The following is a 13,815-nucleotide window of genomic DNA, read 5'->3' as shown; positions in this document are numbered from 1 at the left end:
CGCAGTCCCGCACGGCGGGCTCACCACGGGCGACTGGTGTCCCCCTCAGCTGTCAGCCCATACCGCCACAACCGCACCCAGCATGTCGAATCGGCCTATGCACCCCGCATATCGCGCCATTCTTATGAAGCACGTTGTCCAGCCTGTCCGGCATCCCCATCCTGAAAAGTTCGCCACCAGCCGAGGGGAGCAAGGTGAACGTGCCACGACCTGCCGCGAACGACCCTGACGTCATCGGACAGACCACCGGCTTGATCGGTTTCCTCAAAGAAGTCGTCCAGAGCAGCCACAACCGTCTCCGCGATGACCGCCGCCCACGGGAGCGCATCTGGCTGGCCAACCTGCCCGCCTCCGTACGCCGACCGTCGGACCGAGTCGACGGATTATTACTCTCACTCGACCACGTGGCGCAAACGGCACCGCCCTCCCTGCCGGAGGTGCTGGAGGGGTGGATATCCGCAGAGCGGTGTCAGGATGCGGATGGCGGTGATCCTCCACTCGCCCTAGAGGGGCCGGGGCGGGAACTGGTGCGCGCCGCTGACGGCCGTCAGTGGTGGGAGGAAGCAGAGGATCACACCGTCCGCCGCGAGGATGCGGCCGAAGTGCTGCGGGCCTACGGTCCGTGGCTCGACCGCTGGCGCCGATGGGCGGAGCGAGAGCGTACGGAGCGATCCCTGCGGGAGCTGTACGAGCAGGTCTATCAATGGCACCAGAAGCTCACCCAGCAAGACGACCAGCTCGAACTCGTGCTGGCCACCGGCCTGTTGACCTGGAGCGATCCGCGCGGGGACACCATCCACCGCCATCTGCTCACACACCGAGTGGAAACCTCGGTGGACCGCAAGACCGCCCGGCTCACGGTCCGTCTCATGTCCGAGGGCGCGGTGCGGCTTGAAGATCAGGCGTTTCTCGACACCGACGACGGCTGGGCTCCGGAGCGCTCGGCCGCGCTCGCGGAGGAGATAGCCGCCCAGTCGATGCACTTGCTGGGATCGGAGGCCCTGGACCAGCTGGCCCAGTGGCAGGAACGGGTGCTGCAGCGTCCTGTCGCCTTCAGTGCCGAGTGGCAGCCTCCGCGCGAACCTGAGACAGGCGCCCGCCTCACCTACGCGCCCGCGCTGGTGCTGCGGCCGCGGGACCGTAACGCGCTGCTGAGCTTCTACGACCGAATCGCGGACAGCGTCGCCTCTGAGGCACACGCGCCCCTGGGATTCGCCCAGCTCGTACTGCCCCTGAACTCCGAGCAGCGCGCCAACTGGGGCGGCCGCGAGATCCCGCCCCTCTTCGGGGACGACCCTCTCTTCCCGGGTAAGACCAACGAACGGCAACGTAGCGTGCTGCGACGACTGGAGCACGACACAGGCGTGGTGGTGCAGGGGCCGCCGGGGACCGGCAAGACACATACGATCGCCAACTTGGTCTCGGCACTGCTCGCACAGGGCCAGAGGGTACTGGTGACGAGTGCCCGCGATCAGGCCCTGACGGTCCTGCGAGACAAACTGCCCCCCGCTGTAAGAGATTTGTGCGTTCTCCTTCTCAGCTCCGCACGGCAGGACGGGGCAGACGAACTGGAACGCACGATCAACGCCCTGACGGACCAGGTCGCCGCCAGTGACCCCGATCAGCTTCGGGACGAGATCCGTCGCCTCTCAGCACGCCGTGAGGAGGTGCGGGGGCGGATCGGCTCGCTCAACGAGCAGGTGATCGCCCTACGAGAGGCGGAGGTCTACCGGCACCCAGAGGTCGCGCCCGGCTACGCCGGCACCCTGGCATCCGTAGTGCAGCGCGTATGCGACAACGCTGAACATCACGCCTGGATCGGCCTCGTTCCGGACCAAGGTCCGGCCCTCTCCATCCCTCCGCTCTCCCCCGCGCAGGCCGCAGAACTGCTCACCTTGCTACGCGACGGTGCGGCGGAGCCACGCGCGGGCGGCACCTTGCCCGATCCGGGCACTCTCCCTTCCTCCGAGGACCTGGCCCAGACAATCACAGCCAGCCGTGTCACGAATGACGGCCTTTCGCCCGAAGCGGCTGACATTCGCGATCGACTCGCCCAGCTCCACGCTCCAGTCGCGGATGAGCTGACCTCACTCGCAGGCGACTGCCATTCGGCCCTGCATCACCTCGGCCTTCCGCCATCGGCCCGGCAATGGGACACCGGCAAGTGGACCACTAAGGCCCTTACAGACAGGCTCTCTCGCGAGAACCTCTTCCTGTGGCGTCGGGTCTCGGGGTTGGCCGATCACCTCACCGCTGTCTCCGAGCAGTTGGAGGAGCGAGGCATGCAGCGCATCATCGTGCCCGAGCAACTTGCCGCGCATCACGCCGACGCGATGGTCTCGACGGGCTCGGCACTGCGCGACCATCTCGCCTCGGGTGGCAAGCTGCGCCCTCGCGGAAGCTTCCGCGCCGCGAAGCCGCAGAAGGCCGCTCAGGAACTCCTAGACACATGCACCGTGGACGGTCACCCGCCCGGAACCCTTGAAGATCTCGACTCCGTCCTCACTCACCTGCGCGCACACTCGGTTGTTGCCACGCTCTCGGAACGGTGGGCACAGGTAGGTGTTCCCATTTCTGATGGGCCGCTGGCACTCCGCCTGGCCTCGCTGGCCGAGGCATACGCACGTCTGAAGCACGTCGATGCGTTCGGCGCCGCCCGAGAACGCATCGACGAACTGCTCGTACGTCACGGCCTGCATATCGCGCTCACCTCCCGCGTTGCCTGGCAGGACTTCACCACCGCGCTGGCCGCCCTCTCCGGTCGGCAGACAGCCGATGAGGCCAGGGCCCGGCTCGGCGCGTGGGAGGAACAGCTACGTACGCCAGTGGAGGGTTCTCACCCCGCCTCCGAAGCTCTAGCCGCCGCCCACGCTGTCCGAGAGCAGGACGTCGACCGCTACACCAAGGAGATCGGAGCACTGCGGGACGCCCACAGGCGTGAGCATCGTCGACGCCGGTGCGCCGTGCTCCTGGACAGCGTTCGCAGGGCACACCCCTTGCTCGCCGACCGGTTGACGCGGGAACCCGGCGATCCGGCTTGGGAGGCACGGCTGGATTCACTGGCCGAAGCGTGGGCCTGGGCTGTGGCTTCCGCCTTCGTACGCCGCCAGCGCGCCCCCGGCCGCGAGCGTCAGCTCGAAGGTGAACTGGCCCAGTACGAAAGAAACCTGGAGGACCTGACGGGTGAACTCGCTGCCATCTGGGGTCGGCTGCATTGCCTGGAGCGCATGACGCAGGAGCAACGGTCCGCGCTGCAGGCGTATCGCACCCATATGGCCTCGTATGGCAAGGGCAAGGGCCGAAGCGCGGGCCGGTACCGCGCCGCAGCACACGACGCCATGCGGACGGCACAGGGAGCGGTCCCGGCGTGGGTCATGCCCATCTCGCAGGTTGCCGAGATGGTGGCGCCCAAGCGGGATGCGTTCGACGTGGTCATCGTCGACGAAGCGAGCCAGGCCGGCATGGACGCGCTGTTCCTGATGTGGCTCGCTCCTCGCGTGATCGTCGTGGGGGACGACAAGCAGTGCGCGCCCTCGCTCAGCGGCATGGGCCGTCACCAGGCGATCCAAGACCGGCTCATCTCCCATCTGCCTGACATGCCTCCGGGCCTGCGCACTCTCTACGGCCCCGCCACCAACCTCTATCAGCTGCTGTCCACGTTCTTCCCGAAGGTGATCCGACTGGAGGAGCACTTCCGGTGCATGCCAGAGATCATCGGCTGGTCCTCCCAGACCTTCTACAACAACAAACTCCAGCCACTGCGCCAGTACGGCGGTGACCGCCTCGATCCGCTCGTGACGCACTTCGTCGACGGAGCCATCACCCAGGGACGCGACAGCCGACTCCGTAACCCAAAGGAAGCCGAAACCATCGTCGACTGCCTGGCCCAGCTGGTGGAGGATCCCGCCTACCGGGACAAGACCATGGGCGTCATCACCCTTCAAGGTCCGGTGGGCCAAGTCAAGCTCCTGGAACAGCTGATCAACGAGCGCATTCCGGCGCCTGTGCGTGAACGACACCAGATACGAGTGGGCAACCCCGCATCGTTCCAGGGAGACGAACGCCACGTCATCCTGCTGTCGATGGTCGTGACCGACCCGCCACGCATCGCGGGCGGCCAACGCAACGAACGCCAGGCGTACAACGTCGCCGCGTCCCGCGCCCAGGACCAGATGCGGCTCTTCTACTCTGTTCCGCCGGACCGCCTGAAGTCCGGAGACCTCCGCCTCAACCTCCTGGCCTACATGGAGAACCCACCCGCAGCGCTGGCCAACTCCCACGACCTCGGGGAGGTGTCCAGCGAGGTCCCGCAGAAGCCGTTCGAATCGCTCTTCGAGCAGCACGTCTACCTGCGTCTGAAAGCTCGCGGGTATCACGTCATCCCGCAGTACCCAGCAGGAAGCAAGCGCATCGACCTCGTCGTCGTGGGGGCGCGGGGGCGCCTTGCTGTGGAGTGTGACGGCGAGCTGTACCACTCGGCGCCCGATCAAATCCGGTACGACCAACAGCGTGATCGCGAACTCCAGAGAGTCGGCTGGACGTTCTGGCGCATCCCCGAAAGCGAGTTCCGGTTCGACCCCGAGGAAGCCCTGACTGGACTGTGGGAGGAACTGAACCGGCTGGGCATCCGTCCGGCCACATCCCGTGACGCCGACGACTGGTCTCATGCCACGCCAACCTCCTCGTCCGCCGGAGTGAAGTGGACCCCCCTCGACCTCTCCACCGACGAGGAACTGACCGAGGACGTGCCGGAATCCTCCGATGGCCCGGACGCGGCCGACCCGGTTGCTGCCCTCGGCATGACAGAAGACGACGAAACCGAAATCCCCGGTACGGAAGGGTCGGCATGACCACGCAGTCCCCACTCGGCGTCTTGGACGTCAACACGCTGCAGGAGCTGGCCCGCGTCATCTGCGGCGACGACCATCTCTACTACCGCAAGGGCTATGAAATAGCGCAGTTCCTGGAACGTGCCGGCTGGCAGCAGGTTCCGGAGTGCGACGGTTACCGCATGGACTGGACCCTGGCCCGTCTGGCTGAACGCCGCGAAGACCCCACCGAGTTGGGGAAGGTCTTGCTCCGGCTCGCCGACCCACGCGAGTACCTCAACGAACCCGAGCAGCTCCCAGCCGTCGTCTCCGCCATCAACGCGTTCCTCATCCATGAGGGCGTACGCCTGGAGAACCCCGGCGGCCGTCCCCGCCTCATCGCCTGCGACCCCTCACTCGCCCACCCAGGAAACCAGGGCCCCGTCGAGCTCAGGGCAGCGATGTCAGACCTCATCAACGACGAGAAGATGGCTGGGCTCCTCCAACACCGCTTGGACGAGGCACGCACCTGCTACGCCAACGGCGCCCACGTAGCCTCGATCATCATGCTCGGCAGCCTCCTCGAAGGCGTCCTGGTCCACGTTGTGCAGGCACGCGACGCATCCCTGCTCGGCAACAAGTCGCCGGACAACGTCAGCCTGGACGCCCTGATCAAGACCTGCCACGAGGCCGGATGGATCGGCTCCGACGTCGAGCGCTTCTGCCACGAACTGCGCAGGTACCGCAACTTCGTCCACCCACGCGCCGAGATTCGCGAGGCTCATGCCCCGGACCGCGACACACTGAACATGTGTTGGCCTGTGGTCAACGCAGTCCTCAACGACCTCGCCGACTCACAGCCCAAGGCAACCTGAACAATGTGAACCAACTACGCCCGCGTCCAGTTCGTCAGGCAAGTCTGAGCCCGGGGCGGTTGCCCGGCAAAGCCTGCGCTGGGGTCGTCTCGACCATCATCGAAGTCCTGCCGCCTGCTTAAAGGCAGTTGTCCGTTCCTTCTCCGGGGCAGTCTTGCTGTGTCCGTGCAGGCTGCGGCGCAGAGCCGTGGCAATGCGAGGTGCGGGCCTAACGGCGTAGCCGAGTGCTGCGGCACTGGTGGCCGTCGCGTCGCGGAGCACAGGAGTAATCTCGTCCACGAGGGTGCTGGGAGGGTCGTCGGAGGCGTGCGTAAGTAGCACGGCGATGAGCGGGCCAACACGCTCGATCGCGCCTTGGCCCCTTAGAAGGGCCGCCAGGAGGACCTTCCACAGGGGCGCGGGGTCAGAGCAAGCGGCAGCGATGCGTACAGCGTCTGCTTCGTTCCATTCGCGAGCCGCAATGGCGTCGTCGAGGTAGTCGGAGATCGCTTGAGAAGCCTGCGAACTCGTCGAGATGAGGGTGAGAAGAGCAGGTAGTTCGTGGGTTGTCGCTGTGTTCAGTGCTGTGATGAGGATGTCTGTCGATGCCTGAGCCGCTCGATCGGCGAGGGCAGGGCAGCGGCCGTTCGCGGCCACGAGCAAGGCCACTTGGCGTTCCGAGGCGACTGCGCTCCAGAGGGCTGCGGCATACTGCCACGACCCTGCCTCGCCCTTATCCAGGAGGTGTTGGGCGAGCAGGTCGGGAAGTCCGTTGCTCTGGGCCAGATCTGGACGGTGAGCCGCGGCCACGGCGAGTGAGCGCTCATGGTCAGGAATGGCTGTCCAGTGCTGGGTGATCCATGTGAGCCACTGCGCGCCGACGGACTGGTCCGCCACGTAGTGGGCCGCAAAACCTGCATTCTCAGCTGGCTGCGTGCCCATCCGATGGTGCAGGTGTTGTAGTACCTGCCCCAGGCGGGCGGCTCTCGTAGGCGCGTCGCCAAGCAGAACCCGGAGGCTGGAGAAGTGGTCTGCGCTGAGGGGCACGTGCTGCTGTGCGAGGCGGGGCGTGAATTCGTCGACGAGTGCTTCGCCCGCTTCGCGGCCCGCGTCAGTAGTCATGACCGCAGCAAGGTGCCGACGTGCGAAAGCGCTCTGGGCGTCATCGCCGGTGAAGCCAGCTGTCAGGGCCGCACGGCATACGCGAGCGGCATCCTGAGCTGTGGGGTCGTCGGTCCTGACCCGCATGAACGTCAGCACGGCTTCCGCGAGGGCGTCGGCAATGGGCACGTCGCTGGATGCCGTCCCTGCAAGATGGCTTGCGATGGCCACGGCGCAGGTTGCCGCGTCCTGTTGTTGTAGGTCGGCCAGAATGCCAGCTGCTGCCGAGGCGAGCTCTAGGCAGGTGTGCGCGGTTTGGCCGAGTGCCTCGGCAACGACGGTGCTGACCCGGCGTCCGTCGGGGGCGGTGCGGTCACCGAGGATCCGTAGCCAGCGGTGGAGAAGTTCCAAGGTCCTCACAGAGCTCGCGGGATCGTCGTCATCGATGAGGAAGGTGGCCGCGTGCCCAAGGAGTTCTGTGGCGAGCGTGGCATCGGTTGCCGCTTCAGAGGCGGTGACTCGGCCCCATCCGTCTTTGGGGACCGTGCGCTGACGCAGAAGGTCCACCGCGTGCCTGCGCAGTGCGTCAGAGTCTGCGCACAGCCATTCCAGGACGCCGCGCATGATTGCCGGCTGCCAATGGTGGTAGTCGGCTGCCTCGTCAATGGCACGGCGAACCTCGGTTGTGGTGGTGCCGTCCGCCACACGCCCGGCCATCATGAGGAGCGCTTGGTACGCGTCTGGTGGCCACAGGGCGCGCTGCACTGCGGGCGCTTCGGCATGTTCTACGAGCCACGCCTTCAGGTGCTCGGGCCCACCGGTGTGGGCGAGGCTACGGAAGTACTTTTCCACGGCGGGTCGCAGCTGCTGGGCGTGCTCGTTGGCAGGGAGGAGGATCAGCGCCCTGGCCCAAGCGAAAGCTGGCTGATCCGTCTCGGCGGTGACTTCGGGGACCGGTGCGGGAGGAACGCTGAGACTGGTGTAGAGGAAAGGTAGGTGAGCCGGGGGCATGAGATGGAGGATCCCGATGAGGTGGTGGGCCGCAACCGCCTCTCGGGTCTGTGTGCGTCGGCTGGCGATGCGGTCGGTCAGGTTGAGCAGAGCGCGTCCGACGGGGTCGCCGCTGGAGTCGAGGTGGTCTACGAGGCCGGGCGTGGATGCCAGAGCCTGCACGATGGCTGCCATCGTGTTGTCGAGGTCCTGGCCGGTGCGCGCTGCCCCCAGGGCATGAGTCGCGGCAGGTAGCACACGTGCGCGCACGTCGATAGCTGTGAGGCGGTCGCGGAAGGCATCGGCATCACGCTGAAGCAGTTCACGTTGGACGGCTGCAGCTTGGTCACTGCCCAGCTCACGACTGGCCGGAGTGGAGCCCAAAGTGAGGAGCGGCATCAGGTGCGCCGGGCGTCCCATCCGCGCTCTGAAGGCCGTGGCCCGCAGATAGCTCAATCCGGGGTGCGCCTCGGTATCGAGACGGGGCAAGGTATCGACGTCGTCGCCTGATCCGTCCGCCGAGTCATCCTGCTCAGCCTTGATGGTGTAGTCCTCAAGCAGCGGATCACGGAGCGCGCTGTGCGCATTGAGCAAGGCGTCGTCCAGGAGGGCGAGGAGGTCGTGCTCGGCGCGGATGGCGTCGTACAGGGCTCGGTAATCGTGGCGCAGCACAGTCAGCCGGGCCAGGGTGATGGGGTGGCCGGTGACTTCGCCGCGGGCGATCCAGGCGGACGCACCGTTGTCCTGCTCACGTCGGATCGCGAGGCCGTAGTCGGCCAAGAAGGCATTAAGCAGGCGGATGGCATGCCGGGGATCACGGACATCCGGATGGATCAACGTTTCGAGTACGTCACGCAAAGCCGAGATGCCGCCAAGCCGGGCCACCAGTTGGTGTGGTTCAGGCTGGGTGAGGAGGTGCTCAAGGTACTGCCGTAGATCTGCGTCATGGTGGGCAGGAAGCACGAGCCGAACGGTGAACAGCTTGTTCAAGTACTCCTGCGCGGCCTCTTCCGTCGCCTTGCGTTCGGCATCCCAAGCTGGAACATGCTGTCCACTACGGCGGTCCCGCTGGACAGGCCGATGGGCCAGTCCCGGACGCACGCCGACAATCGCCTCTCGGACAATGTCCTCGTCGCAGGAGAGCAGGAACACGGGCGGATGCTTGTGGTAGGTACCGGTGAGCAGCAGGCTGCGTACGGTGGTGATGGCTTCGAGTACTTCGCTTGCCGCCAGGCGGTCAATGTCATCGATTGCGATGACCAGTCGGCGATCGATGGCTTCGATCAGCCCGGAGAACACCTGCTCCAGGTCGTCTGTGGATTCCGGGCGCGGTGTGGTGAGGGTGATCTCGTGCCTTTTCAACATGGACAGTGCGCCGTCCTTGGCAGTCCCCAGAACGCAGGCTACGACGGCAGCGCCCGACAAGGCAGTTGTGAGCGGTCCAGCCCCCTGAGCTGCAAACCAGGTCCAGGCCGAAACACCGGCTCCGAGACCGCTCAAGTGGCCGACCGCCACCACAAGAGTGCCGAGCAGCCAGATCGTGACCAGGGAGGCGAGAAGCCACGCCAGCGCCACACCAGCGGCTGCCGGGTAGGTGAACCACCGCGCGCCCCCTGGCTTGGTGGCATTAGCAGTGGGACGCGACGCAGTGCGCTGCCGCCCGCCGTCCAGACAAGCCCGTTCGGATTCCCATTTCCCGACAGTGATAAGGCTCTGCCGTTGAGCTTCGTCAAGCAGCCCGTACAGCAATCCCCTTGCTCGGGCTGAGCCACTGTGCCGCTCGGCGCTCAAGTGCAGGATCGCCCACTCCTTGTCCCCTCTCAGCTCATCTGCAAGGAGACGCACGACGGAGGACTTGCCACTGCCGAACGGCCCGAGCAGTCCGACAGCGAGCGGCTGAGTGGAGCCGCGAACGATATCGAGAAGTTCACGACTCACTGACCGGTGATCAAAACGATCTTGATCCGGTGAGTCGATCGCGCTGTCCTCGATGATCCACGGACGTCGTCGTGCCATGTCGTACCGCTCCGCTCCGAACCGGCTATGTACGGGTGAGCGGATGATATGGGCCACCACTGACAATCGGAGCCGCGCCAAGGTCAGCGAACCAGCGGAGCAACTCGCATAGGGAGGCCTCTGTCGACTCCGCACCCCCGAACATGCACGCAATCCGCGTGCGGCAAGGCGGTCCGGGGCCGGTAACAGACTGTGAACAGGACTCTCGACGTCACGGGCGCCTTAGTGCCATCCCCTGACTCAACAACGAGCCGCCCCCTGGGGAGAATCTGGGGAGTACGGGCGGCGCTGGGGAGCGCGTGGGGAGAATGGACTGCGTATCGCGGCCCGATCCTGAAAGACGCTGAAAACCTCATCGCCGCAGGTCAGCGACAGTGAATGGCGCATCGCTCCAGGTCAGCGCCACCTGGTAGACGTCTTCAAGAAGATCTCGTCTTGGGCGGCGATTTTGTTTGCGCCGACGCTGGTGGGAACGATCTACGGCATGAACTTCGAGCGGATGCCGGAGTTGGGGTGGGCGTTCGGGTATCCGTTTGCGATTCTGCTGATGGCGGGGGTGTGCGTGAGTCTGTACTTCATCTTCAAGCGGCGGGATTGGCTGTAAGCAGGCTGGACGCTGATGCGGTCGGAGTGCCGACTGTGAAGCGAGCGCGACGGGCCGTCAAACCGGAGCCGTTGGGGAGTCAACTCCAAGTTCCGGCTCCCAGTGGGCCGTGGAGAGAACCACCCCCTGGAAACCGACGGGACCCCCAACGGCGCATCCGGCACCACGCATACCAGCATCCCCCTCCCCGTCGGCGCTGCACTTCACAGGGGACCTGGCAAAGGCGCCCGATCGGGACGAAAGTGGGCGGCAGCAGGAGACAGCGGCCCGGGCGAAGGTCTCCCCCGATCACTCCTGAAGGCCTCCCCCGATCACTCCTGGAGGTGGGTGGGGCATGACTGAACTGCCGCGTGAGGAGCAGTTGGCGGCCGCATTCTCGACCTCGCCGACACCTTGGTGCAGGACTTCGACGTCATCGGGTTCCTGCACACCCTCGCCGAGCACTGCGTGGCTCTGCTGGATGTGGCGGCAGCCGGGGTCCTGACGGTCACTCCTGGCGGCCAGTTGGTGGACGCCGCGGCCTCCGACGAGCGCACCCGCCGGCTGGAACTGGCCAGCACCGAGTGGGACGAGGCGCCCTGCCGGGACTGTTTCCGGACCAAGAGGCAGGTTCCCGACGTACCGCTGGCGACACAAGCAGCCAGGATGCGGTGGCCCCGGTTCGCGCCGGAGGCCATGAAGGCGGGACCTACGCGTTCGCCACCGCCCGGTGGGCCGGCCTGCCCGGCGCCGTCGAAGCACTGGACATACGCGCGGTGTTCGCCTTCCCGCTGCGGATCGGGATCAGCGCGCTCGGCGCCCTCACCGGCCACCGCGCCCGGCCCGGCCCATCTCCGCTGATCAGCTCACCGACGCCTTACGTCTGGTCGACACCGTTGCCCAGATCGTCATCGCCACCGCCGCCCACGCCGAGCTGCCCGACATTCCGCTGCTGGACGATCCCGGTCTCCACTTCGCCGAGGTCCACCAGGCCACGGCCTGCTCGCGGCCCGACCGGGCTCCAGTCGCGACCACCCCCTGATCCGGCTGCGCGGCCACGCCTTCAGCCACGACCGGCCGCTCCTGGACGTCGCCCGTGAGGTGCTGGCCCGCCAACTGCGCCTGGGCGCCGACGGAGACGGCTCGCCCTGACGTACCCGAGGGCAATGCCCGCCCGCGAAACCCGCCCGCCAGGATGTCCGGTCCTGCCGCCATGCAGCAGCAAGGCTCACCGCATAGCAGCAAGACCCTGACGCCCGCAGCCCTTCGGTGCAACCCGTCAGCGGACGGGCACAGCCCGCTACCTTGGGTTGCCGACCCAGATCCCGTTGGTGACTGGTCCTGATGGACATCCGCCTCCGGAGAAGAGGGTCACCATGACCCCGCCCCCTGCAATGGTCTGCGTCCAAGAAGTCCGCTCCCACGGAGACTGCACCCTGGTGGTCCTGTGCGGCGAAATCGACATCCACACCGCCCCGGGCATCACCTGGCGCCTCGACGTCCTCACCCACACCGGTGATGTCGACCTGTTGATCGACCTGCGCCCGGTCGAGTTCGTCGACGTCGCCGGCGTACGGCTCCTCGACCGCGCCCGAGCCCGGACCAGCGGCCGACACGGACGCCTGCGCCTGATCTGCACCCGCCCCGCGACCCTGCACTTGCTCAACCATCCAGCACTTCAGCTGGACTTCGACATCGTGGACCAGCTGCCCGTGCTCCTTCCACCGCAGGCAGCAGCCTGATCGACCTGAAACCAATCTGCGCCTGCTCCCCCGGCGCAGTTACGCTCACCAAGCGACCCCGGACCCCGGTCGACCGTGTGCCTCCCGTCGCCGGGCCATCCTCCCGCGCCCAGCGGCTCGGTCGAGGCGGCCCGGCCTGCGGCCCCATGGGGAGCGAGGCCGCAGGCCGGGTCCACGGCAGCCCCCACCGCGCCTCCTGAAGCCGCCCCACTCCCGAAGCGCCGAAGTGTTGACGGCCTTGCCGCCCCGGTATCGGGCAGACGCATCCCGGCCGCCGAACGGACCGAAGCCCGGCCACCGCCGCGTCACGCCGCCCCGTGCACCGGACGCTCGACAGCCGCATCGCCGGCCCCCGATGCGCGTGCCGGACGCGCCCGGTCCAGCAACGGCCCCGTCATCAGTGTCGTCACCACCGCCATCAGTACCATCGCCGTGAACAGACGCGTGTCGATGACGCCCAGGCCCAGGCCCACGTTGAGAATGACCAGTTCGGTCAGGCCGCGGGCGTTCAGGAGCACCCCGAGGGCCGTCGCCTCGCGCGGGGTCGCGCCGGTCAGGCGGGCCGCGCCGAACGCGCCGGTGAACTTGCCGACGCAGGCCGCCGCCAGGACCGCCGCCGTCATGGCCAGGCCCCGGGCGCCGAGGCCGGAGATGTTCACGGACATTCCGGTGACGGTGAAGAAGACCGGCAGGAGCAGCAGGCTGGTCTGTTCGATGCGTTCGGGGACCTGCGGGGCCGTCTCGTCGATCCGGGCGCGCGGGACCACCGCGCCGAACGCGAACGCGCCGAAGACCGCGTGCAGGCCGATCTCGTCGGTGACCGCCGCGGTCAGCAGGACACCGACGACGAGGACGGCGTGGGTGAGCGCGGTGCCGCCCGCCCACGGTCTGGCCGGGGCGAGGAGCCAGGCGAGGCCCGGCCGTACGAGCAGGACGAGCGCGGCGAGCAGCAGTGCCGACTCCAGGGCCATCCGGGCCAGCGGCCACGGCCCGCTCGCGCGGACCACCACGACCACCGCCGCCAGGACACACCACGCCAGGAAGTCCTGGACGGCCGCGCAGGCGAGCGAGATCGAGCCCAAGGGGTCCTTGTGAAGGCCGCGTTCGGCCAGGATGCGGGCGAGGACCGGAAAGGCGGTGATGGACATCGCCGCACCGAGGAAGAGCGCCGGGCCGAGTGGCCCGTCCGTCTTCAGCTCGGACTTGCTCAGCCAGGGGTAGAGCCCGTACGCGAGGCCCGCCCCCAGCGCGAACGGCAGCGCCACCGAGCTCAGCGAGACCGCCGCCACCTGCCGTTTCGCGGTGGGCGTGCGCAGATGCCCGATGTCGAACTGGTAGCCCACACCGAACATGAAGAGCACCAGGCCCAGTTGGGAGAGGAGCTGGAGGTAGGGCAGTGCCGGCGGTGGGACCAGCCGGGTCTCCAGGTCACCCGGGAAGAGGGAGAGGAGGCTCGGGCCCAGCAGGATGCCGCCGATGATCTCGCCCATCACGGCGGGCTGCCGCACCCGCTGTGCCAGACGGGCCAGTACGAAGGCCACCGCGAGGATGACGGCGAGGGCGAGGAGAAACCGTCCGGTGGGGGGCGCGGTGGATCCGGCGAGTAGGAGATGCGTCTGCACGTCGGCTCACTCCTGTCGGGCCGCAGGGTGTTCCGCTGTTCTACCGGTGATTCACCAAATGGCACAACTCCCGTTCAACACCCCGTTCAACCGCGCTCT

General features: G+C 67.1%; 7 protein-coding genes and 1 pseudogene. 5 read left to right on the top strand and 3 right to left on the bottom strand.

The genetic code is table 11. The features are described from left to right. The first annotated feature begins 134 nt into the window (after nt 1-134). Both ACFWA7_RS10555 and ACFWA7_RS10550 read left to right on the top strand, forming a co-directional pair. Nucleotides 135-4,850, top strand: coding sequence for an AAA domain-containing protein (locus ACFWA7_RS10555; RefSeq protein ID WP_385822262.1), 4,716 nt, complete (start codon nt 135-137; stop codon nt 4,848-4,850). After that, a complete protein-coding gene (locus tag ACFWA7_RS10550; RefSeq protein WP_385822260.1) occupies nt 4,847-5,683 on the top strand; it encodes a hypothetical protein in 837 nt (278 codons plus the stop codon). The genes ACFWA7_RS10555 and ACFWA7_RS10550 overlap by 4 nt, the downstream gene beginning before the upstream one ends. A gap of 96 nt (nt 5,684-5,779) precedes the next feature. Here the strand turns inward: ACFWA7_RS10550 and ACFWA7_RS10545 are convergent, their stop codons facing one another. After that, nucleotides 5,780-9,769 carry a P-loop NTPase fold protein gene (locus ACFWA7_RS10545; protein WP_385822258.1) on the bottom strand — a complete coding sequence of 1,330 codons (3,990 nt, stop codon included), beginning with the start codon at nt 9,767-9,769 and terminating at the stop codon, nt 5,780-5,782. Between the two features lie 421 nt (nt 9,770-10,190). Here ACFWA7_RS10545 and ACFWA7_RS10540 point away from each other — a divergent pair. Both ACFWA7_RS10540 and ACFWA7_RS10535 read left to right on the top strand, forming a co-directional pair. Next, nucleotides 10,191-10,373 (top strand): annotated as a pseudogene (locus tag ACFWA7_RS10540) (CorA family divalent cation transporter); the annotation flags it as partial. A gap of 393 nt (nt 10,374-10,766) precedes the next feature. Next, on the top strand, nt 10,767-11,213 hold the full coding sequence (locus ACFWA7_RS10535; RefSeq protein WP_385822256.1) for a hypothetical protein: 447 nt from the start codon (nt 10,767-10,769) through the stop codon (nt 11,211-11,213). Here ACFWA7_RS10535 and ACFWA7_RS10530 read toward each other — a convergent pair whose 3' ends face one another. Next, a complete protein-coding gene (locus ACFWA7_RS10530; RefSeq protein ID WP_385822254.1) occupies nt 11,214-11,567 on the bottom strand; it encodes a hypothetical protein in 354 nt (117 codons plus the stop codon). It lies immediately after the preceding gene. 161 nt (nt 11,568-11,728) lie between these two features. Here ACFWA7_RS10530 and ACFWA7_RS10525 point away from each other — a divergent pair, with 161 nt between their 5' ends. Continuing rightward, a complete protein-coding gene (locus ACFWA7_RS10525) occupies nt 11,729-12,094 on the top strand; it encodes an STAS domain-containing protein (protein WP_385822252.1) in 366 nt (121 codons plus the stop codon). Nucleotides 12,095-12,399: 305 nt separating this feature from the next. On the opposite strand, the gene ACFWA7_RS10520 is transcribed toward ACFWA7_RS10525, so the two are convergent. Next, nucleotides 12,400-13,716, bottom strand: coding sequence for a cation:proton antiporter (locus ACFWA7_RS10520; protein ID WP_385539382.1), 1,317 nt, complete (start codon nt 13,714-13,716; stop codon nt 12,400-12,402). Nucleotides 13,717-13,815 lie beyond the last annotated feature (99 nt).

This window comes from Streptomyces sp. NPDC059994, assembly GCF_042737755.1.
In the GTDB taxonomy this organism is placed as follows: Bacteria; Actinomycetota; Actinomycetes; order Streptomycetales; family Streptomycetaceae; genus Streptomyces.
The sequence above is the reverse complement of the archived record's forward strand: the minus strand, read 5'-3'. Positions and strand labels throughout refer to the sequence as shown.

What these genes read in the sequence shown, in the direction of transcription:
- ACFWA7_RS10550 (WP_385822260.1), top strand. Translation starts at nt 4,847, where the DNA reads ATGACCACGCAGTCCCCACTCGGCGTCTTGGACGTCAACACGCTGCAG.
- ACFWA7_RS10545 (WP_385822258.1), bottom strand. Translation starts at nt 9,769, where the DNA reads ATGGCACGACGACGTCCGTGGATCATCGAGGACAGCGCGATCGACTCA.
- ACFWA7_RS10530 (WP_385822254.1), bottom strand. Translation starts at nt 11,567, where the DNA reads ATGGCGGCAGGACCGGACATCCTGGCGGGCGGGTTTCGCGGGCGGGCA.
- ACFWA7_RS10525 (WP_385822252.1), top strand. Translation starts at nt 11,729, where the DNA reads ATGACCCCGCCCCCTGCAATGGTCTGCGTCCAAGAAGTCCGCTCCCAC.